The sequence below is a fragment of the Paenibacillus ilasis genome (assembly GCF_043195395.1).
Taxonomy (GTDB): Bacteria; Bacillota; Bacilli; order Paenibacillales; family Paenibacillaceae; genus Paenibacillus_AQ; species Paenibacillus_AQ lautus.
Genome location: NZ_JBHDJG010000001.1, coordinates 2,128,832 through 2,149,823 on the forward strand (window position 1 = coordinate 2,128,832; position 20,992 = coordinate 2,149,823).

The window sequence follows — 20,992 nt, forward strand, 5'->3', positions numbered from 1 at the left end:
CCGCTATGACGGACGCAAAATGAGCAATCAAGAAGAAATATCGCATTTCATTTTAAGGTATAATGAGTGTAATTCGAGTAAGGGAGATTTATCATGAAAGGGTTGGGACGATGTCAGAAGTCGAAGGTGATAAGAAAATCCACTGGAAGAGGAACATCATTCTCTTCTTAAGCAGCCAGACCCTCTCGCTGTTTGGTTCCGCCTTGGTGCAATATGCTATCATGTGGTACATTACGCTGACTACACAGTCAGGCATCATGATGACGCTGTATATTATTTGCGGATTCATTCCGACGTTCCTGCTGTCGCCGTTTGCGGGGGTATGGGCGGATCGCTTCAATCGTAAATCGCTCATTATGATTGCGGATGCGATGATCGCGGTGGTTACACTCATTTTGGCCATTACATTTATGCTTGGCTACCAAGCGGTTTGGCTGCTGTTTATCATCTCTGCCGTACGCGCACTCGGAGCAGGCATTCAGACACCAGCGGTCGGGGCGATATTGCCTCAAATCGTGCCTCAAGAAAAGCTAACGAAAGTAAACGGCATCAACGGCAGCCTACAAGCACTCACCATGTTCGTAGCGCCCATCGTCAGCGCGGGTTTGCTTACCATGGCAACGATCGAAGTGATTTTTTTCATCGACGTCGTTACGGCTGCGATCGCGATCTTTACCTTGTTTGTCTTTCTCAAAATTCCGCTGCACAAAAAGGCATCTGACACGCAAAGTACAGGCTATCTGGACGACTTCAAGGAGGGCTTGGTGTACATAAAACGGCATGCCTTTTTAAAATCATTTTTTATCTTCTTCGCTTTTTTCTTCGTGCTCATGGCACCTGCTGCCTTTCTGACTCCGCTGCAGGTTACCCGCAGCTTCGGTGACGATGTTTGGCGCTTGACGGCAATCGAGATCGCGTTTTCCGTTGGCATGATGGCCGGAGGAGGGATCATCGCGTCATGGGGCGGCTTCAAAAATAAAGTGTACACGATGGCTATCGCCAGCTTCATCATGGCCTTGTCCACTTTTGCGCTTGGCATTGTACCTGTATTCTGGATTTATTTAGCCATCATGGCTGTGTTCGGAGTTGCGATGCCCATATTTAATACGCCGACGACCGTCATGCTGCAGGAGAAGGTGGACGAAAATTATCTGGGACGTATATTCGGTGTCTTCGGGATGATCTCGACTTCCATGATGCCCATCGGGATGCTGATATTCGGACCTCTTGCCGACGTGGTCAAAATCGAATGGCTGCTGGTCGGTACCGGACTGTTTATGCTCGTACTTACTGTGTTCTTCGCTCGCAACAAGCGATTGGTTGAAGCAGGCATGCCGCTGCAGAACGAACAAGAAGCCATACCGGATTAATGCTTCCAAGCCTCGACAAAATGGGAGTTTATCCACTTAAAGCAAGCGAGGCTGAATATCCAGGCGATCCTTTCATTAAAGATCGACGGAGAATGGACATACCGAACGAAGTGTGGAAGCTTATACTAAGGATCCTAGGTGTTGCGCGGAACCATAACGCATATGGCCATGTCTTGAGTACAAGGAGCTAGTGACCTTTTGAGGTTACGGCTCCTTTTTTCGTAAGACAATTCTGACAATTTTCGCTCTATAGAATCATGTTATATTTATTGTTGACAGATTTTAACACCAAGAAGATAATAATTGTAACTATGGAAAAAGGAGGGAAATGTTTAAGGCGTTTTTTATTCGAATAATGGAATTTCTAAACGTAAGGATTCGGTTGTACCTCGTATATTAACCTTTTAAAGGAGTGTAGTCATGTACGATAAAATCGTAGACATTTTGTGCTCTATCAAAGAAGACCAACCGGAACTCCGCCAAGTCCTGTCCCCCGAAACGGATCTAAACAACGATATAGGCCTCGATTCACTGCAAATGATCCAGTTTATGCTCAAAGTCGAAGATCAGTTAAACGTGGTCATTGACTATGACCAATTCGATTACGAACATCTCCAGTCGATCGACTCATTTATCACTTTTCTGAAAAGCTGCCAATCGCAGGAGCAGCCTTTGTATGAAGATGTCAAGCAATGAAGCCGGCGTGATTCCGAAAATCGTGATGGGTACCTTCGATCCCGAAACACGTTGGAGGGATCCGAATCTGGCCCGGCTGCCCGCTATGCCCGATAAGGACCGAGAATCGATTGTCCTATGCATGGACGAGCTGCTTTTTCCATTTTGCGGTCCGGACGATGTCCTTTACAGTCGTTGCAAAATCGATCCGGCGCAGCACGAATACCTAAACGGGTTGGGCTTTTCTTTTCGGACCCGTTATCACTATGATTTGAACGATGAGAATAAGCCTTTACCGGAATCGGACGATTTCAAGCGGTGCATGTTCAGCCTTGCAGCCGAACAAGCCCAAAAGCTAATACCGGCAAACAGAACGCTGCAGACAGCCGGTGCCGGTTATTCTGAGGGTGCGGTCTTGCCGGACCCAATCTCTTCCAGGAATGCCGCAAACCGTTTGCGCCAAACACAATCACCGGATGAAGCGTTGTTCACCCACGTCGCAAACATTCTATCTCCGTACGCCATTACAACAGAAACGGAAACTTACCTCCGTGCCGCCGGACCGTTTGGACCTTTGCCGGACGTGGAGACGGTTGTACGTGTTAACTCCAAGATATACTCGAGCCGACTCCTGGCCAGAATCGGCGAGAAGCGCTACGGCATGGAGGCAAACAGCGCTGCGGAAATGGAGGCGATCGGAACTACGCTTCTGAAGCGGGGGCCATACCTGATGAAAGACCCCTTCGGTGTTTCGGGCAAGGGCAACCTGTTCATCGACAGTGAAGCCATGCAGCGAAGGATCGCAGAACACCTGCATAAACAGGAGGGAAGCGGATTGCGCGTTCAATTTCTGCTGGAGCCCCTGCTGCCGAAAGTGACCGATTTCAGTTCTCACTGGTTCATCCGGGAGAACGGTGAGAAGGAGTTCATCTCCGTTCAGCGGATGATGAATCACCAGCAAAATTACAGCGGGTCTATCCAAGCCGATGAAGCTTTTAACGGGATGCTGGAGAACGCCGGCTATTTTACCGTGATGGAGAAAGCGCTCCGGGCTCTGGTCGAGGACGGCTACCACGGCTTCGTCTGCTTCGACTCCATGATGCTGGAGGACGGAGAAGTCGCATCCATTGTGGAGATCAACGCCCGCAAGTCCATGGGACTGATTAACGCGTATCTCAATACATGGTGGGAACCATACGGCCATACCGGATGGCTTACGTTTTTGTCTCTCGGTCTTCCCGAAGGGTTCACTTTCGGGAAACTCCTGCAAGCTTTACGCGAAACCGGTCTTCTGCTGGCAGCACCCGGGGATTACGGGATCGTGCCGCTATCATCCAATACCGTCATGGTGAACGAGATTCTAACCCGACGCCGTATCGCCGAAGGAACACAGAACAAACGGGGGATGCCGAAGGGACGGCTGTATGCAGCTGTGCTGGGACGTGACGACGGACATCGCTGCGAGCTGGTCAAAAGCCTGCGTCAGATGCTCGCCGACTTGTCCGTTAAAGTTTACAACTAAATCTGGAACTCGGGGGCTCACGCATGAATTCATCTTCGGTTACCTTGCTGGCGTCGGGGAATTCGCTCGGCGCATACATTCCGGCTATGCATCTGCAAACGTACCTGCAAGGCAGAGGTATCGGAGCAGACGTTTACGTTCTGGAAAATCTGTACCACGAAGAAGTCCGGCACAAAATACGTTCCACCAAAAAAGCATTCCATGCGGATTTCTCCGTAGCCCGTATGGGGCATAAACTGGCCAAGCCCGTTGACTCTTCCCTGGACGAGGAAGCGGTTCGGAGTATGCTGGACGACTGGAGGCAGGCAGGTATCTCTCGCTTTGCAGTGTTTACGGGCTTCTGGCTGCCAATCCTGGAACGTTATAAGGCAGCTGCCGGCATCCCCCTGGACATCCGGCTGATTCGGTTGGATGCGAGTGATACACCGTCTTATAAGGTGCACAAGCGGTTATATCTAGGCTACGAGAACGTCTGGTTCTACGAGCCCTCAAAGCTGTCCCCGGGCAGTTACCTTGCTTCGGACGAAGCGGAGCCGCTGCCTTATACGCAGCGTACCGGACGCATTCTGATCCATGGCGGTGGCTGGGGGATCGGGACCTATGCCGGGACGATCTCAGAACTTCGTAAGCTCGGCCACAGCCTTGATGTGATCGTCTACGATCCCTCCGAGGTGGAGGAGGACGACGGGGTTACGCGCTACTTCGGAACGGAGGGATCTTGGGATCCGTGGAGCAAGAACGAGCAGGGGCGTCACACATTTCCGCCGATGGCCCGTTATGTCCGTGAAGACGGCGTGCTGCGGGAGTTTCCGCTCGGGGATTACTCCGTTTACACGGATCTGATGCGAAATTGCGCAGCCATCATCAGCAAGCCGGGGGGAGCGACCCTGAACGACTCGCTGTCGTTCGGAATCCCATTTGTCATGCTGGAACCGTTCGGCGACCATGAGCTTCATAATTCAACCTATTGGGAATCCTGTGGTTTCGGTATCCGGTTTGCGGAGTGGAAAGCCCAGGATTTTTCCAAACCTTTGCTGCAGGAGATTTGCAGACGTTTACTGGAGCAGCGATCAAAAATTAACCATTTTGGGAGGAACACCTATGCAGCCGAAAACAGCAGTTACGTTTGACCAACTGACGTTCCGTAATATGAAAAGAACCCTGGTGCCGCTTGCGGAAACAGGAAGGAAGCTCAAGGAGGATCCGACTTATGCTGCCCCCGTGCCCTATGAGATCGGGATCAAGCTCAATAACGGCTGCAATCTTCGCTGTAAGCACTGCTTTGAATGGAATCCGGAAGGCTTTCATCACGGCTTCGCCAAAGAAGTAAAGAACGACGAAATCGAGATTCCTGTCGTGGAGAAGCTTCTTGCCGAAACAAGAGAACGCAAATCGCGCGTGTTCCTGTGGGGCGGGGAGCCGCTGTTCTACTCCAAGTTCGATGAACTGGCGGAGCTGCTGGCCAGAGAAGATCGGTATACAACCATTTGTACGAATGCGATTCTCATAGAACAAAAGTTGGATTCCATTCTGAAAATGTCGGAAAATCTGGTCATGCTGGTCAGCCTGGAAGGCTTCGAAAAAGAGAATGACGCGATAAGAGGCAAAGGCACGTTCAAGAAAGTGATCCACGCCATACAGCTGCTGCTGGATCTGCAAAAGCAGGGCCTGTACAAAGGCAAAGTGTCTGTAGCTCTAACGGTAAATGACCAGATGGTCGGCCAGCTTTACAGCTTTATGGAATTCTTCGAAGAGATGGGCGTAGATTCCGTATACTTCTGCTTCCCTTGGTACATCCCTTCCGGTACGGCGGAGAAAATGGACGCCTACTTCGATGCCCATTTCCCGCACCTTGCCTCCCGCTTTGCGGACGACCACAAGAACAGCTGGCACTCTTTCACGTTCCACATCTCACCGGACCATTTCGACACGTTGATCGAAGAGTTGAAACGCGTCAATTCACGGGTATGGAATGTACGGATACGCTATCAGCCTGCGCTGGAGCCTGAAGAGGTGGAAGGGTTTATCCGGGGAAGCGAGAAGCCGGCCATGAACCGGACGAAGTGTTTCTCGATCTCGAACCGGATGGACGTGATGCCGGACGGGAAAGTGAATCCGTGCAAATTTTTTCCGGAATTCAGTGTCGGCAATTTGTATGAAGATAGTGTGGCGGATATTTTCCACGGCGAAGATCTTCAGAAACAGCGTGAGGTTCTGGCGTGCGGTCTGATGCCGATTTGCTCGAAATGCGTGCTGCTTTATAACAATGGAGTTTAAGCGTTTAAACTTTATGCCGTTCAAACAGGCGAATCAGGCAAACGTTCGGGAGGATCGGAGATGGACTATATCCGTGTGCGGGAGCTGCACAAATCGTTTGTGTATTATCGGAAAGAAGCCGGGCTCAAAAATTCATTAAAAAATTTGTTTGCCCGCAAGTCACTGGTGAAGGAAGCGGTTAAATCCGTTTCCTTCGATATCGGTCCCGGCGAATGCATTGGATTTCTCGGGCCCAACGGGGCGGGCAAGACCACAACGCTCAAGATGTTATCGGGCATTTTATATCCCACGAGCGGGGAAGCCAATGTACTCGGCTATGTGCCATGGGAGCGAAAGAACGAGTTCAAACGGCTTTTCTCCATTGTGATGGGCCAGAAAAACCAGCTTTGGTGGGACCTTCCCGCCAGCGAGTCGATTTATTTGAACAAATGTATTTATGACGTGGACGATGATCTCTACGGCCGGAGTCTTGCCGAGCTATCGGAAATGCTCGATGTACAGGACCTTCTGGACGTGCAGGTGCGTCGGCTGTCCCTGGGGGAGCGGATGAAAATGGAGCTCATCGCCGCTCTGATCCACCGGCCTAAGCTGCTTTATCTCGATGAGCCGACGATTGGCCTCGACTTCCCTTCCCAGAAGAAGGTCAGGGAGTTTCTGAAATATTACAACGAACAATTCGGTGCGACGATTCTGCTGACGAGTCACTACATGAAGGATGTGGAGGACCTGTGCAAGCGGACGATCATCATTAATGAAGGCAGTATTCTGTATGACGGTGACCTTCATAAAATCAATGATCTATTTGGCGAGAACAAAGTGATAAGGCTGCAGTTCTCCGAACCCGTTGCCGAGCAGCGGTTGGCCAAATTCGGAAAAATCGTCAGCGCAGACGACTACAACGCGGTTTTGGAGCTGCCTAAGTACCGCTTGAAGGAAGTGTCGCGTGCCGTGCTCGATTCGTTTCCGATCGTGGACTGGACAATAGAGGACGTGGCGATCGAGGAGAGTATTTCGATGCTCTACCGCAAGGAATCCGTCGGATGAACAGAGGCAAATTGTATAGGGCTATTTTTTCAATGGGCGTTCAGCATTCGATGGAATACCGTTTTCACTTCTTTCTCGGTCTTCTGGGGGCCACGTTTCCGATTCTGGTCCAGTATTTCATCTGGACGGCGGTGTATCGTCATTCCGGTCAGGATGCGTTGTTCTCGTATTCGTACGGTCAAATTATTTTGTATACGATCTTGGCGGGATTGGTGTCCAAGCTGATTGCTACCCAGTTCGAGCACCAGATTGCCGACGATATCAAAAACGGTGGTCTCAACAAGTATTTGATCAAACCGATCAGCTATTTTGGGTATCGGCTGGTATCTTTTTTCGGCCAGAAGGCGATCTATTACGGGATTACGGCTTTACTGCTCATCGGGATTATTGGGTTCGCGTCTGCCGGTGGCGTGCTCGAGTTCCAGGCTATACGCCTGTTTTTGTTCGCGGTCACGCTATCGGGGGCACTTCTGCTCAATTTCCTGATCGCTTACTGCATCTGTGCGAGCGCCTTTTACCTGCATGAGATCTCGTATTTTTTTGTCATTACAAGCCTGCTCGTCAATATTTTGAGCGGAGGGATGTTTCCGCTGGAGATTTTCGGGGAGTCGGTTGTGAAGGCACTTCAGTACACGCCATTTCCATATACGATTTATTTTCCGGTCAATATCCTCAGCGGCAAAGCGGAAACAGCGGCTATGTACCAAGGACTGCTTATCCAGTGTGGGTGGATTCTGCTGTTCTTCTGGTTATCCAGGCTGACATGGCGCGTTTCCATGAAGAAATATTCGGCGGTAGGGGGGTAGCGGACGTTGCATATGTTTAAAATTGCGAGGAAATACATGCGGCTGTACGGTTTATTCATCAAAAATTGTCTCATCGCCCAAATGGAGTTTCGGGGCAATTTCATGATGAGCCTGCTGGTCGAATCCGTCTACCTGCTTGCCAAGCTGTTATATGTGCTCGTCGTGTTCCGCACCGATCTTCATGTAGATGGCATACCGCCGGAAGGGCTGCTTCTATTTATAGGCATGCATACGGTGGTGACCGGAATTTATGTTGGCCTGTTTTTTACAAACTTCATGAAAATTCCGGAATACATTAAGGACGGTTCGCTTGATTTAATGCTGACAAAGCCGGTATCCCTTCAATTCATGGCTTCCTTGCGTTACGTCGATTTGGCGCTGCCGATCCCCGATATTCTGGTTGGGTTCGTCATGGTCGGTATCGGCTGGCATGCGATGGATATTCCTCTGACGTTACTGCAGCTCGCGGGATTTGCCCTGCTGCTGCTCGTCTCCGTTGTCATCACATACTGCCTGATGATTATCCCGGCGCTGCTTTCATTCTGGTTCGTCCAGACGGGTTCTGTGTCGGAGATCGCCCATTCCATCTGGGACGCCAACAATTTCCCCATGGCTATTTACCCAGCCTGGGTCCGGCGAATCGGAACCTTTGTTATTCCTCTATTCCTCATTACCAATTTCGGACCGATGTTTCTGCTTGAGCAGCTCAACTGGCTACATGCGGGGCTCGCACTGGCCGCGTCGCTTCTGCTCTTCGCAGCTGTACGACTGCTCTGGAAGCAGGCTGTAAAAGGATACAGCAGCGCGAGCAGTTAAGCCAGTCGCTTGGTGGGGCTGAACGCCGAGTTTGCATCCTTGCATCGAAGAAAAAGAATAAATCTGTCGGGCTCAATCACAGGAACACGGCTGGCCACGATTCCGGATCACTTGTCAGAAAGGGGAGAATCAGATGAACGCGTTTCAGCTTCCGGTGGTGAACCCGCCGCTTAAAGGATTTTTGCGGTGGGCTTACACACTCTCGATCACCAGCATCCACGAAGAAACGATGCCTTGGTATTACAGCAATTTTATCCAGTTGTTCTGCAAAAAAAACTTTCTGGAGGACGGCAGGCAGTACTATGTCGATTTTTTTCGGGGCAAGCCCAACGAACTGAATTTCAACAACCCGTTTCTACTCACGTGCTCGGTCAATTATACGATTCTGGAGAGTTTGGCATTGGACGCTTGGCCGAAATTTTTCGCGGATCAGATCCGAAACGGCTATTATTGCGTTGTGTTTTTGGATGAAGCCAGGCTATCGCCGGCGGCCTCCTATCTGAAAGAACCGTTTCCTCATCATCTTTTTCTATACGGTTTCGACTGGGACGAGAGAGTCTTCTATGCGTCGATGTTCGACCATACGGGAGTGTACCGCAATTTGCAGATCCCGTTCCGGGAGTTCCAGGACGCCGTTCAGTCCATGAGGCATCTACTAAAGGAGAAGCTCACGGCCGATCATCATACATACTTTTATAAATATGAGCCGCATTCTCCATATCCTTTTGATAAAACGGCCGCGATTGACCAGCTGCGCGATTATCTAAACGGAGAGACCCATCTCAACCGGATCAATTACAATTCGGACAACGAGGAAGCTTTCGGAATCAAGGTATACGACTATTTGCGATTGTACTATGATGCCGTAGAGGGTAACGATTCCCGGCTCGGTGACCGTAACGATGTAAGACATCTTCATGTGCTCTGGGAGCACAAAAAGATGATGAGCGAACGGATTGGATACTTGGTGGATGAGGGGATCATCCCGTATGATGAAGAGCTTGTGGCTGGCTACAAGGATATCGCCAAAAGGGCGATGAAGCTGAGGGATCAGTACATTCGTCATGAAATTCGCGAAGATAAAGAAATGTTTGAACGGCTGAGGCTCCGGTTCGATGAGTTCCAAAAGGAAGAGCCTGTACTCTTGCAAAAACTGATTACGCTGCTCGAAGGCTCGAAGGAGTCACTGGTAAGTACCTGCGGAACCCGATGCGATACATACTAGAAAGCAGACCGGTTATTCAGTAATAGGGGAAGTATTGTTAGAGCAAAACCTGCTAGCCATGGCTAGCAGGTTTTTTGTTCATTTACTTTATGGTTTAATGATGGCCGCGTTAGCCTGACTTCGTCGATAATGCATCCCATACACTCATCAGTTGAGTAATGGCTGCATCCAGGGCTTCGTATGAAACACCGTCCCGGGCTTGTGTCGAAATGCCTTGCAGAAAGGTTTCGAATAAGGTTACCAGCATGGGGATATCCGTTGAACCCGGCAGCTCTCCATTGACTACGGCCCGCTCTATACAACCCTTTAGCCAACCGTTGACCCTTGCTCGTTCCTTGGCAAGCATCTCTCGGATGTGTTGTTGCTCGGGTGAACAGTTCACAGCGGACAAAATCAACAGACAACCGAGAGGATGGGAACTTTCTGTTTGCATTCGAGCCGATTGTCGTAGCCCTTGCTCGATGGCCGTTTTGGATGTCAGACTTGTATCCCTGAAACTTTCAGAAACTTGTCCATACGTCGAGATATATTGATCCATCACTTCTCGGAACAGGGATTCTTTTGATTCGAAAGCGGCATAGAAACTCGCAGCAGATATATCGCCCATGGCAGCTCGTAACTGAGCAAGCGAAGTGGATTCATAGCCGTGTTCCCAGAACAGAAGCATGGCGGCAGCAACTGCCTCGTCACGGTTAAAAGCGCGTGGACGTCCCGTTCGTGCCATATAAATGCCCCCCTTTATTAATTCTATACTAATCGATCCAGAAGTCCTTGACAAGGGAGAAGGAATAAATTTAATATATGGAATGATCGATCCATAATTAAATTTTCTAGAGGGGGAAACTATTTTGTCTCATTTATCATCTTCTACGGGTACGGCACAAACGGCCAATATGCCCGCCAGGCTTCCTTGGTTGGCACTGCTCGCGCTTGCGATGACAGGTTTTATTTGTATTTTTACAGAAACCATTCCGGCCGGTTTACTGCCGCATATCGCGGGAGGTTTGAATATTACAACAGGGATGGCCGGACAACTCGTTACTTCTTATGCTTTGGGTTCCATTGTAGCGGCAATTCCGTTTGCCATCTTTACCGGTGGGATGCGGCGACGTCCGCTTCTGCTAGCCATTATTGCAGGTTTTTTCATCTTCAACTCGATGACCGCACTGTCAAGCAGCTATGTATTAACACTGGTCGCTCGATTTTTCGCCGGTGTATCTGCCGGTGCCGCATGGGGGATGATCGCCGGATACGCACGACGTATGGTTCCGGATGCTTTAAGAGGTCGTGCCTTGGCAGTCGCGATGGTCGGGACTCCGATTGCTCTTACATTAGGCGTGCCGGTTGGCACCTTGCTCGGTGACCTGATCGGTTGGCGCCTTGTATTCGGACTCATGTCGCTTCTGACTCTCGCATTAATTGGATGGGTTGTGTGGCAGGTTCCGGACTATCCCGGGCAGCCTGCACATCAACGTATGACAATCCGTCAAGTAATTGTTATGCCCGGCATCCGTCCGATTCTTATGGTGGTGCTGACGTGGATGCTGGCACACAATATTTTATATACGTATATCGCGCCGTTTCTTGAGCCTTTGGGACTGGCTGGGCGTGTTGATCTGGTCTTGCTTGTATTTGGAGCATTCGCACTGATCTCGATCTGGATTGTGGGTCTGTTGATAGATCGACACCTGCGCCTGCTTGTACTACTTAGTCTGTTGGGCTTCCTGCTAGCAGCCGCAGCACTATGGACGGGCGTCACATCGGCATTCGTCGTTTATGCGGCCGTGGCATTATGGGGATTTACCTTCGGCGGTGCCGCAACCATACTGCAAACAGCGCTTGCCGATGCAAGTGGTGAAGAAGGTGTGGACATCGTAATGCCAATCAATACTACTGTCTGGAATCTAGCCATCGCCGGTGGTGGGCTTGTCGGCGGCGCTTTGCTGGAGTTTATTGGAGTCAAGTCGTTTCCGGGAGTGCTGTTGATTCTGCTGCTCATTGCATTGATTATTGCGTGGAGTTCGAAGAAACGTGGCTTTCCCAGCAAACCATACCGAATTGGATAGCCAAATTTATATATGATGTTATTATGAATCATAAGAATATGGATTAGAATGACTGGAGGGCGTATGGACCCAAACATAAAATTAATGTTCTTGGACGAACATGCCATTGAAGGCGCAGCACGGTTTGGAGTTAGTCCCGAGGAGCTGACTTTGATTGGAGGTTTTCAGAACTTTATTTATTCCTACAATCGCAATCATGTGAAATATATCCTCCGTTTCACGCCGAGCACTCATCGCACAGGGGAAGGACTTGCGGCTGAAATAGAGTGGATTCGTTATCTATCAGAGAATGGTTTGGCTGTCTCAGACTCGGTAGCTTCGGTTAATGGAAAGGACTTCGAACGAATCCAAGGAAATTCTATTGATTTCTACGTGACCTCCTTCAGATATGCACCTGGCCGTAAAATCGGATACCCAGAATGCCTAGGTAATTCCATACTTTACGAACAATGCGGACGCCTGACTGGTCGTCTCCACGAACTGTCAAAGCGTTACAAACCTAAGGCAAGCAGACACACATGGGAATGCAATGAATACCTCTTACAGGCCGGAAATTATATACCGACTGAGCATCTACCCATTCTTTTTGCGCTTGATGAACTTAAGCCACATTTGGCCAGTCTCCGTATTACGACTGATAATTTCGGTTTGATACACGGAGATATCAATGTAGGAAATTTCATGGTTGATGAATCAGGGGAAATAACGCTCTTCGACTTCGACGAATGCCAGTACAGTTGGTATGTCGAAGACATTGCCATCCAGCTTTATTATTTGCTCTACGTATTCGGGGAAGATTCGAAGGCTGAACGTAAGGTGCAGTACGAACTTTTCATGAAGCATTTCGAGCGAGGCTATACAGAGGATGGCCGTCAAATGCCTGAGGGCTGGAAGGATCAGCTGAAGCTTTTCCTGAGACTGCGTGAAATTATCGTCGTTGTCGGTATGCACCGGAGCTGGGATTTAAGTCAACCAGATGGTTGGACCCGTGATTTTTTAAGAGATAGCAGGATGCGGATTCTAAAAGGAATATCGTTGATTGACGATTTCCAGTAATCCTCCTGATGGGAGGATAGGAAGGGGTGTTGGATATTGGACATTATTTTTATTCGTCATGGACAAGGCTTACATAATACAGACATCCCTGACAGACTGAATACAGTGAATCCCCACTTGACCGAAAAAGGCCGTGAGCAGGTAGCTAAACTGAGGTCAGAATTCTCATTTCATCAAGAGGATGTGTTTATCTCCAGCCCAACATTAAGAACAATCGAGACCACCAATATAGTTACATGTGGATTGAACTCGGCGAAGAAATACGTGACTCCACTTGTAGGACCACGAATGTTTCCGATGCCCTCAAACCCCGAAGCCTTTGTGTTGAAATGTGATATCCACTATCCACTTGATTTGATTGTAACCGAGCATTCAGATTTTGACGTATTGGAAAAGGATCATCCGGAATTATGGAATTCGGGAATTAATACGCTGTCTGAATCCGCATTCGCACCACTTGGATTGCGACTGATGAGGTGGATTCAAGGGTTGTGTGCAAAGAGGGTCTTTATCATAACTCATGATGGAACGGTAACGAACTACCGATGCTTGTTAGGTGAAGATGGATTGACAAGGTCTGATTTCTTAGGAGAAGCTGGCTGGTACAAGGTGAAAATATAGCCACACTTTGGATATTGGATAATTCTGGGCTGTGATTGATGTTATAATCAAAGTGGACGCTTTATTTCGACACGAGGGAGGAGATGGCGGCTGAACAAGCGTACATGGTATGTCTTTCTGGCAATTTGTGTCCTGATGCTAATCAGCGCGATGATATATTCGGCGTTTCAAAACAGAACATCGTTTAAGGAGATGGTGCTCGATCAGTTGAGTGAGCCTAAGACCATCAGCCAGATGACCATCGGGAAGAACCGGTTCCGTCCGAACGAGCAAGAGGTACAAATTACAGATCCCGCGGAGATCGAGCGCATCATAAACAGCTTATCCGAAATCAAACTGCGTAAAAACAGCGTAAAGGATTACGGTGGCGACGAGTATGAAATTTGGTTCCAGGGCCGGAACGGCCCGACCTTCGCTGTATACTTCTTTAGCCCTGGCCACGTGCGAATCCATAACGGTTCGAGCAATCACAAAAGGTATGGCAAGGAGTATAAAATCGTGAACGACTTCGATCGTGGGGTCATCGAAAATCTATTTAAATGAACGAATGAGGAGAAAGGTCAATGGGACGATGACCTTTCTCTTCTTCATTGTGGAAACCCAAGGCCGTTTGAAGATTATCACAGTCCGTATCATTTTGATCGTCTTCAGCTGCTTGAAAAAATACTGGACTACTCGTTCCAGTTGGTTTATACTCATGTAGAAAAGGAGGGGGTATCAATGGGACGGACCAAGGAATTTGACCGGGAGCAAGTACTTCGCAAAGCCATGATCGTTTTTTGGGAAAAGGGATATGAAGCTACAAGCATACCGGATTTATTGGAATCCATGGAGTTGAGCAGATCCAGTATGTACGAAACGTTTCAAGATAAACAGACGCTATATTACGAGGCCATCCAATATTATAAAAAAATGTCGCAAAAAAAACGCGATCAGATGATACATGCAACTTCTGCGATCGAGGGAATCCGCCAGTATTTCGAGCTGCATATCATGAACGCTTTTGCCACGCACGGTGAAGCTTTCCCCAATGGATGTCTGATCACGAATGCTTCCGTTGGTCTGGATACCGTGGATGAGCCCTTGCAGAATACGATTCGGCAAAGCTTTACGGAATTAGAGCAGCTGTTTTATGAGACGTTAAAGAAAGGGCAAGAAACGGGAGAAATAGACCCGGAGAAAGATATTAGAATGTTATCGTACCTGCTGCTGAATCTTAACCATAGCATTAACGTAATGGCCAGGATCCAAAGCGATATCCATAAAGTCCAGGGTATGATGAACGCGGTCTTCGAGATGCTGTAAATCTATTTTTTTTAGCAAACTGGAATGATCGTTCCGGAAAATCGCCCCCTTTGAGTGCGAGCATAGGGGGGGGGCAAACTATCTTTATACTGGAACAATCATTCCTTTATTGTAATGCAATAGTTCATAAAAAAAGGAGTGTTTATCATGAATGAAAACGCAAAGGAAAGATTGGAGAAATCCGTTTCTACATGGATCACGCTGATTCTTGCTGTTGCCTGCGGTTTGATCGTTGCAAATCTTTATTATACTCAACCTTTAATTGAATCGATCAGCTTGGCCATCGGGTTATCTTCGGAAGCCGCAGGTTTGATCGTCACGCTGACTCAAATCGGCTACGGGATCGGCTTGTTATTTATCGTCCCCTTGGGAGATTTGCTTGAAAACCGCAAACTGGTGGTTACGCTGCTGATTCTGACATCCATTGTTTTAATCATCGCCGCCGAAGCCCAGAGCGCGGCTCTGTTTCTTGCCGCCTCCTTGTTTATAGGCGTGGGGGCCGTCGCGGCCCAGATCCTGGTTCCCTATGCAGCGCATCTTTCCCCTGAGGAGACACGTGGACGTAATGTAGGCAACGTAATGAGCGGTCTGTTATTAGGAATCATGCTGGCCCGTCCGGTTTCGAGTATGGTGGATAAATATTTCGGCTGGCACGCCATCTTTATTCTTTCCTCTGCCATGCTCTTGGTACTGGCTCTTGTCTTGGCAAAAGTCCTTCCTGCAAGGCGGCCGCAAACGACGGACAATTATCCGGTCATCATCTCGTCCATGCTGCAGCTGCTCAAGACGACGCCGATTCTGCGGCGCCGCGCACTCTATCACGCGTTTTTGTTCGGCATGTTTAGTCTGTTCTGGACAACGGTTCCGCTCGTTTTAACGAGTCCGGTGTTTCATTTTTCTTCTACAGGCGTAGCGCTGTTCGCTTTGGCAGGGGTTTCCGGCGCGGCGGTAGCGCCTATAGCTGGTCGCTTCGCAGATAAAGGCTTGATCCGTTCGGCAACCGGAATATCCATCGCGCTGGTGATTGTTTCGGGACTTTTGCCGATTCTGTTTCCTGGAGGTTCTATATTCTCTATCGTTATCCTCGTCATTGCCGCTATTCTGCTCGATATGGGCGTATCCGCTAATATGGTGTTAGGACAGCGAGCGATCTTCGCTTTGGGGGCTGAGGTGCGCAGCCGGCTGAACGGCATGTATATGGCGATCTTTTTTGCGGGTGGAGCCATAGGCTCCGCAGTCGGGGGATGGGCTTACGCCATGGGAGGCTGGAAAGCGGCGATGTGGGTTGGCGTTCTGTTCCCACTCTTGGCTTTACTGTACTTTTTCACGGAAAAAAGGGGAGCACACGGCGATATAAGTTGAATGCTGGTGTCGAGTCTGTCGTGTATGCGACATTGATTTTTTAACTGGCTCTAGTTGAGCCCGTGAATATATCGGAGTCCATATTTGACATAGCCGCGTAAAATCGCGGCTTGATTAATTTTTGTGCAGCCATAATTTAAACATGTATCGATAGTAGTCATTTTATCAACAAGGGAAAATATGGATCTTCATTTGCTTTAAAGGATAAAGGAAAACTGCGAAATTTTTGACTTTGACCTGAGCGATGAGCAAATGGACAGAATCCGGGAACTAGACACGGGTACACGATATTCGGTTAACCCGACTGGCTACATGATAAATCCGATTTACATACAGTTGATGAAGCTATTTGTAAAATAAGTGCGGGCTGGATCTTAAACGAAATAGCACAATTCAGTTGAACAGGAGGATTGATTGCTTTTATGGTAAACTTCTATTTAAGAAGTCTAGGCAAGTAAGGAGTGGAGTAGTTGTTTGCTGAGCAGCGGCATCAAATTATTATTCAGAAACTGAATCAGGACAAATCGATCCGAGCGTCGGAGCTCATAGAGCATTTCGGGGTTTCATTCGAGACGATCAGACGAGACCTCGAATATTTAGAAAGCGAAGGCTACCTGCGGCGGGTGCACGGCGGTGCGATTCTGAATGAGCCCGACTATAGCCGGGAAATCCCCCTGCCGATCCGCGAATCTATATATATGGAAGAGAAGACGGAGCTTTCTCAAATTGCGGTTCGTTATGTGACCGAAGGAATGTCCATCGCGCTTGACCCAAGTACGACGAACACCCAGATTGCTAAAGCGCTGAAGGCCAAGTTCGATCGATTAACCGTTATTACAAACTCGCTTCCGATCGTGAACGAATTGGTTTCGATGCCGGGTTATACGGTGATTATGACCGGGGGCGTTATTCGTCACGAAGAGCAAAGCATCATCGGCGATCTGGCAGAAGAGTTTACATCGCGCTTTTATGCGGATTTGTTCTTTATGAGTATGAGCGGGGTTACGTTAGAAGCTGGAATTACGGATAACGCCATCGGCGAAGTCCAAGTGAAAAAAATAATGCACGCGAACGCGAAGCGCTGCATCGCCCTTGCAGACAGCAGCAAGTTCGGACAAAATTCATTTATCAAAGTATGCGGAGTAACAGAAGTCGAACGCTTTGTGACGGATTCCAAAATCGACCGGGATATCGTTGATACATTTAGCAAAAGCGGCATCGAAATCGTATACAAATAATAGGATCATATGAACGATTTTTGGTTTCCACGAACCAGGGATCGTTTTTTTATATATATGGGGCGGTTTTTGGTTATAAGGGGTTGTATTCATGTGTATTTATGTCGCAGCATAATCAACGCTTAATCCCAATTGTAGCTTGACTCGATTCATTGAATTAACTAGGTAGTTCATGAACTATTCGAGGCATGTTCGGTCAACGGACTTCGCAAGAAAAAAGGTTGTAAATCATAAATAATTGTATGTGATTGATTGTATATATGTGGTATTATCTGTATTAATCAAGGGTCATGAAAATAAACGATTGCTTCTCAAAGGGAGGAGAAACCAATGAAAATCCACTTTCTTGGAACAGCTGCAGCGGAAGGATTCCCAAACCCGTTCTGCCGCTGTGACGCCTGCTGCAACGCGAGATCGCTCGGAGGAAAAAACATTCGAACCAGAAGCTCTGTATTGATCGATGGCGTGATCAAGGTTGACTATTCCGCAGATTCCCATATGCAGGCGCTCCGTGATCGGATCGACTTGGGCGCGGTTGAGCATCTATTGTTTACACATACGCATTACGATCATTTTCAACCATCGGATCTGTACAACCGAATCGAAGGATTTGCGCACGGTATCGGTCACCCCTTACATATTTACGGCAACGATTTGGCGATTAACCAGAGTATAACTGCACTCGGCCCGGCCATTGGAAACAGGTTCGCGTTCCACTTATTGCGCCCGTTCGAGACGATTTCGCTCGGCGACGCACAAGTCACCCCTTTGCTCGCGAATCATGACCAAATGGAAACTTGTTTGCTGTTTTACATAGAAAAAGGGGGTAAAACGCTATTTTACGGCAATGACACCGGATGGCTGCATGACGATACTTGGAAATGGCTTCAAGGCAAAGTGATCGATATGGCGATAATCGATTGCACGCACAGCTTTACGAACAATGATCGAAATCCAAACCATATGGGGATTGAGACCGTGCTGGAGGTTCAGCGCGTGTGGCGGGAAGAAGGTACGCTTGGAAGTAATGGCCTTGTATATGTGACTCATTTTACACATAACTCTGGATTTCTGCATGATGACTTTGAGCGTGCTTTCGAACCGGCTGGTATTAAGGTGGCGTACGATGGCCTCATCGTCGACCTATGACGAGTGACAGCAGCAACGCAATAGAACAGCGACAGATTCGGATTGTCGGCATCGTAACCGCCCTAACCCTCTTTGGCGATTCGATGTTGTACATTGTCCTCCCTGTGTATTGGAAGGAAGCGGGACTGGACGCGCTTTGGCAGGTAGGCGTACTGCTGTCCATAAACCGACTAGTAAGGCTGCCCCTTAATCCTGTTATTGGCTGGTTGTATCACCGCATGTCGCTTCGAACCGGTCTGTTCATCTCCGTATTGCTCGCGGCTCTAACCACAGTAGGATACGGCTTGTTCAAAGGCTTCTTTCTTTGGATAGCTTTGCGAGCGGTGTGGGGGATTGCATGGTCCTTGATGCGAATGGGCGGGTATTTGACCGTCATTCGCTACTCCGACGATACGAATCGAGGGCGCTTAATGGGAACGTATAACGGGTTGTGGCGCCTTGGCAGCTTGGTAGGCGTGCTGTTCGGAGGATGGCTTGTGCCCTTCTTCGGTTTACGGTCCGTCTCGATATGGTTTGGCATGATGGCATTGGTCGGACTTCCGTTGATCGCGGCATCCATAAGTCAGGGGAAAGCATCCGGATCACACCAAATGGAATTACCTCGCGGTAACAGAAGTAAGGTGTGGTCGCTTCAGGTGAAGAAAATCGTGATAAGCGGATTAATTATATCATTACTGCACGCCGTGTTCGGCGCGACACTTACGTATCTTATCGATACGAGTTATCCAACGGGGATCCCGTGGTTCGGATTGATCATTGGCAGTACGGCGTTAGGCGGCGTATTGACAGCGCTGCGCTGTGCTTGGGAGCCGTTCTTGGCCCGATGGTTCGGACAGCGTACGGATGGGCCGAGAGGAAGGCTGCCTTTATTTATGCTATCGTTGGCGGGTGCGGCGGCTGGTTACGCATTACTTCCGTGGCAGCTGCCGATTGGTATTTGGATTGTTATTGTTATTTTCGTCATGATAACAAGCACCGCGCTTGGTACGATCATGGACGCTATGGCTTCTGACGCAGCGAAGAGCACTTCCGTTATTACAGTCATGACCGCTTATTCCGTATCTACCGATTTAGGGGCGGCGATCGGCCCGACGTTGATTTATTGGGTGGTCGGTTTGCAGTATGGCGTGACATCGATGTATTTGGCGTGTGCTGCTGTATTCATTTTGATCGGGTTATGGTATTGGAAGGAATATGTGACAAAGGGGCGGGTATATCTTGGAGAAAAAGCTGAAGTTTCGTGAGGATGGAACGTTTGTCATTGTACAATTTTCTGATGTAGAGTTTATTGACGCTGAGGACCGCGATCCCGAGACGCCGCTTCTCGACTCGATGACGAAGGCGACGATGGAGAGAGTCATTGCGATGGAGCAGCCGGATCTTGTTGTGTTTGCAGGCGACTTGACGGCAAGCGCTAGAAGCAAAGATCCGCTTCAATCGTTCCGAAGCGCGGTCGCTGTCGCTGAAGAAAACCGCGTGGCATGGGCGGCTGTGTTTGGCAATCATGACTCGGAAGGGAGCTTGCCTCGAAAGAGAATGCATGAGGAGCAGCTTCTGCATAAATATTGCGTTGCCCAACCGGATCCTCCGGGAGTGAGCGGAGCGGGAAACTATGCGCTGACGATTGACGATCGGGCAGGGAAGCCAGCGGCCTCGTTGTTTTTTCTCGACAGCGGCGATTACTCACCGATTGATGCGGTGGGCGGATACGACTGGATACGCCGTGATCAAATCGAATGGTATGTATCCGAATCTCGGCAATTGGCCGAGCAGAATGGCGGGGCGCCTTTGCCTGCACTGGCTTTTTTTCATATTCCGCTGCCGGAATACGATGAGGTATGGAAGACGAGCGTATGCGAGGGCCATTGCAGCGAATGGATCAGCTCGCCGAAGGTAAATTCAGGCTTGTTCACCGCCATGGTAGAGATGGGCGATGTTATGGGGACGTTCGTCGGCCATGACCACTCGAACGATTATTGCGGGACACTCCACGGCATACGTCTATGCTACGGGAGGTCTACTCGTTACGTTAGTTATGTAGACGGTATACGTAAAGATAAGTTTCCGACAGGAGGAAGAGTCATTCGATTAAAAGCGGGCGAACGACAGTTCGAGACATGGATCCGCCAGAGCGACGGACTTATCGCGGAATTACCGATACATAAGCCGGTCGCTCAGCTTCATCGATAGTATATCAATAGGGTTCTTCATCCTGAAAATAGAGTTCCTAGAGAGTTAACAATAAGCTGTGAATGTTCTTCCTTATCATACTGAGCCATATTCAATCTGCCTCTTTCTTTTAGAATGTTGTCTTGACGCCACCATGCTATCTGAGGGATTGAACGTGGCTTTTTGCTCATTCTTAGCGGAGGGCCGCATGAAAGGGGGTGATGCAACAGACGGAATTTATGCCAAAGGATGCTGGTGTTATCAATTAGTAGTTTAAATCGAGAGTTGGAA

At 48.9% G+C, this 20,992-nt stretch carries 20 protein-coding genes; 19 read left to right on the forward strand and 1 reads right to left on the reverse strand.

Annotation, left to right across the window (positions count from 1 at the left end):
* Positions 1-110 precede the first annotated feature (110 nt).
* From ACETK5_RS09945 to ACETK5_RS09985, 9 genes are all read left to right on the forward strand, one after another.
* The gene (locus ACETK5_RS09945; RefSeq protein ID WP_100537527.1) at positions 111-1,370 is read left to right on the forward strand and encodes an MFS transporter; all 1,260 of its coding nucleotides are present in this window, start codon (positions 111-113) and stop codon (positions 1,368-1,370) included.
* Positions 1,371-1,790: 420 nt separating this feature from the next.
* Entirely contained in the window at positions 1,791-2,066 is a 276-nt protein-coding gene (locus ACETK5_RS09950; RefSeq protein ID WP_100537525.1) for an acyl carrier protein, read from the forward strand.
* Positions 2,047-3,567 carry an ATP-grasp domain-containing protein gene (locus ACETK5_RS09955; protein ID WP_243390723.1) on the forward strand — a complete coding sequence of 507 codons (1,521 nt, stop codon included), beginning with the start codon at positions 2,047-2,049 and terminating at the stop codon, positions 3,565-3,567. Before ACETK5_RS09950 ends, ACETK5_RS09955 begins: the two co-directional genes overlap by 20 nt.
* A gap of 23 nt (positions 3,568-3,590) precedes the next feature.
* Positions 3,591-4,697 carry a hypothetical protein gene (locus ACETK5_RS09960; protein ID WP_326113374.1) on the forward strand — a complete coding sequence of 369 codons (1,107 nt, stop codon included), beginning with the start codon at positions 3,591-3,593 and terminating at the stop codon, positions 4,695-4,697.
* Complete coding sequence (locus ACETK5_RS09965; protein ID WP_100537523.1) at positions 4,669-5,844, forward strand: radical SAM protein; 1,176 nt, start codon at positions 4,669-4,671, stop codon at positions 5,842-5,844. Before ACETK5_RS09960 ends, ACETK5_RS09965 begins: the two co-directional genes overlap by 29 nt.
* 60 nt (positions 5,845-5,904) lie before the next feature.
* Positions 5,905-6,888, forward strand: a complete 984-nt coding sequence (locus tag ACETK5_RS09970) for an ABC transporter ATP-binding protein (RefSeq protein ID WP_326113375.1) — start codon at positions 5,905-5,907, stop codon at positions 6,886-6,888.
* 32 nt (positions 6,889-6,920) lie between these two features.
* Positions 6,921-7,694: an ABC transporter permease gene (locus ACETK5_RS09975; RefSeq protein ID WP_243390722.1), complete on the forward strand. Its 774-nt coding sequence runs from the start codon at positions 6,921-6,923 to the stop codon at positions 7,692-7,694.
* Between the two features lie 12 nt (positions 7,695-7,706).
* The gene (locus ACETK5_RS09980) at positions 7,707-8,510 is read left to right on the forward strand and encodes an ABC transporter permease (RefSeq protein WP_326113739.1); all 804 of its coding nucleotides are present in this window, start codon (positions 7,707-7,709) and stop codon (positions 8,508-8,510) included.
* A 133-nt stretch (positions 8,511-8,643) separates the two neighbouring features.
* Positions 8,644-9,735 carry a hypothetical protein gene (locus tag ACETK5_RS09985; protein WP_100537520.1) on the forward strand — a complete coding sequence of 364 codons (1,092 nt, stop codon included), beginning with the start codon at positions 8,644-8,646 and terminating at the stop codon, positions 9,733-9,735.
* A 109-nt stretch (positions 9,736-9,844) separates the two neighbouring features.
* Here the strand turns inward: ACETK5_RS09985 and ACETK5_RS09990 are convergent, their stop codons facing one another.
* Entirely contained in the window at positions 9,845-10,459 is a 615-nt protein-coding gene (locus ACETK5_RS09990) for a TetR/AcrR family transcriptional regulator (protein WP_100537519.1), read from the reverse strand.
* A gap of 169 nt (positions 10,460-10,628) precedes the next feature.
* On the opposite strand from ACETK5_RS09990, the gene ACETK5_RS09995 reads away from it, so the two are divergent.
* The 10 genes from ACETK5_RS09995 to ACETK5_RS10040 all read left to right on the forward strand — a co-directional run bounded on the left by ACETK5_RS09995 (position 10,629) and on the right by ACETK5_RS10040 (position 20,722).
* Positions 10,629-11,801, forward strand: coding sequence for an MFS transporter (locus ACETK5_RS09995; RefSeq protein ID WP_207797503.1), 1,173 nt, complete (start codon positions 10,629-10,631; stop codon positions 11,799-11,801).
* Between the two features lie 90 nt (positions 11,802-11,891).
* On the forward strand, positions 11,892-12,857 hold the full coding sequence (locus tag ACETK5_RS10000) for a phosphotransferase enzyme family protein (protein ID WP_165789653.1): 966 nt from the start codon (positions 11,892-11,894) through the stop codon (positions 12,855-12,857).
* 36 nt (positions 12,858-12,893) lie between these two features.
* Positions 12,894-13,478: a histidine phosphatase family protein gene (locus tag ACETK5_RS10005; protein WP_165789652.1), complete on the forward strand. Its 585-nt coding sequence runs from the start codon at positions 12,894-12,896 to the stop codon at positions 13,476-13,478.
* 207 nt (positions 13,479-13,685) lie between these two features.
* On the forward strand, positions 13,686-14,021 hold the full coding sequence (locus ACETK5_RS10010) for a hypothetical protein (protein WP_326113377.1): 336 nt from the start codon (positions 13,686-13,688) through the stop codon (positions 14,019-14,021).
* Positions 14,022-14,198: 177 nt separating this feature from the next.
* Complete coding sequence (locus tag ACETK5_RS10015) at positions 14,199-14,783, forward strand: TetR/AcrR family transcriptional regulator (protein WP_326113378.1); 585 nt, start codon at positions 14,199-14,201, stop codon at positions 14,781-14,783.
* Positions 14,784-14,930: 147 nt separating this feature from the next.
* Positions 14,931-16,145, forward strand: a complete 1,215-nt coding sequence (locus ACETK5_RS10020) for an MFS transporter (protein WP_100537513.1) — start codon at positions 14,931-14,933, stop codon at positions 16,143-16,145.
* 470 nt (positions 16,146-16,615) lie between these two features.
* Positions 16,616-17,383, forward strand: a complete 768-nt coding sequence (locus ACETK5_RS10025; RefSeq protein ID WP_326113379.1) for a DeoR/GlpR family DNA-binding transcription regulator — start codon at positions 16,616-16,618, stop codon at positions 17,381-17,383.
* Positions 17,384-17,713: 330 nt separating this feature from the next.
* A complete protein-coding gene (locus ACETK5_RS10030) occupies positions 17,714-18,532 on the forward strand; it encodes an MBL fold metallo-hydrolase (RefSeq protein WP_326113380.1) in 819 nt (272 codons plus the stop codon).
* Entirely contained in the window at positions 18,529-19,776 is a 1,248-nt protein-coding gene (locus ACETK5_RS10035) for an MFS transporter (protein WP_326113381.1), read from the forward strand. The genes ACETK5_RS10030 and ACETK5_RS10035 overlap by 4 nt, the downstream gene beginning before the upstream one ends.
* Positions 19,751-20,722 (forward strand): metallophosphoesterase family protein, encoded by a 972-nt coding sequence (locus tag ACETK5_RS10040; RefSeq protein ID WP_326113382.1) that lies wholly within the window; start codon positions 19,751-19,753, stop codon positions 20,720-20,722. Before ACETK5_RS10035 ends, ACETK5_RS10040 begins: the two co-directional genes overlap by 26 nt.
* Positions 20,723-20,992 lie beyond the last annotated feature (270 nt).

Bases quoted from the DNA above. Each gene is read 5' to 3' on its own strand.
- ACETK5_RS09995 (WP_207797503.1), top strand. From the start codon at position 10,629: ATGCCCGCCAGGCTTCCTTGGTTGGCACTGCTCGCGCTTGCGATGACA.
- ACETK5_RS09950 (WP_100537525.1), top strand. From the start codon at position 1,791: ATGTACGATAAAATCGTAGACATTTTGTGCTCTATCAAAGAAGACCAA.
- ACETK5_RS09955 (WP_243390723.1), top strand. From the start codon at position 2,047: ATGAAGATGTCAAGCAATGAAGCCGGCGTGATTCCGAAAATCGTGATG.
- ACETK5_RS10030 (WP_326113380.1), top strand. From the start codon at position 17,714: ATGAAAATCCACTTTCTTGGAACAGCTGCAGCGGAAGGATTCCCAAAC.
- ACETK5_RS09975 (WP_243390722.1), top strand. From the start codon at position 6,921: ATGGGCGTTCAGCATTCGATGGAATACCGTTTTCACTTCTTTCTCGGT.
- ACETK5_RS09965 (WP_100537523.1), top strand. From the start codon at position 4,669: ATGCAGCCGAAAACAGCAGTTACGTTTGACCAACTGACGTTCCGTAAT.
- ACETK5_RS09980 (WP_326113739.1), top strand. From the start codon at position 7,707: ATGTTTAAAATTGCGAGGAAATACATGCGGCTGTACGGTTTATTCATC.
- ACETK5_RS09990 (WP_100537519.1), bottom strand. From the start codon at position 10,459: ATGGCACGAACGGGACGTCCACGCGCTTTTAACCGTGACGAGGCAGTT.
- ACETK5_RS10020 (WP_100537513.1), top strand. From the start codon at position 14,931: ATGAATGAAAACGCAAAGGAAAGATTGGAGAAATCCGTTTCTACATGG.
- ACETK5_RS10035 (WP_326113381.1), top strand. From the start codon at position 18,529: ATGACGAGTGACAGCAGCAACGCAATAGAACAGCGACAGATTCGGATT.
- ACETK5_RS10015 (WP_326113378.1), top strand. From the start codon at position 14,199: ATGGGACGGACCAAGGAATTTGACCGGGAGCAAGTACTTCGCAAAGCC.
- ACETK5_RS09970 (WP_326113375.1), top strand. From the start codon at position 5,905: ATGGACTATATCCGTGTGCGGGAGCTGCACAAATCGTTTGTGTATTAT.
- ACETK5_RS09985 (WP_100537520.1), top strand. From the start codon at position 8,644: ATGAACGCGTTTCAGCTTCCGGTGGTGAACCCGCCGCTTAAAGGATTT.
- ACETK5_RS09945 (WP_100537527.1), top strand. From the start codon at position 111: ATGTCAGAAGTCGAAGGTGATAAGAAAATCCACTGGAAGAGGAACATC.
- ACETK5_RS09960 (WP_326113374.1), top strand. From the start codon at position 3,591: ATGAATTCATCTTCGGTTACCTTGCTGGCGTCGGGGAATTCGCTCGGC.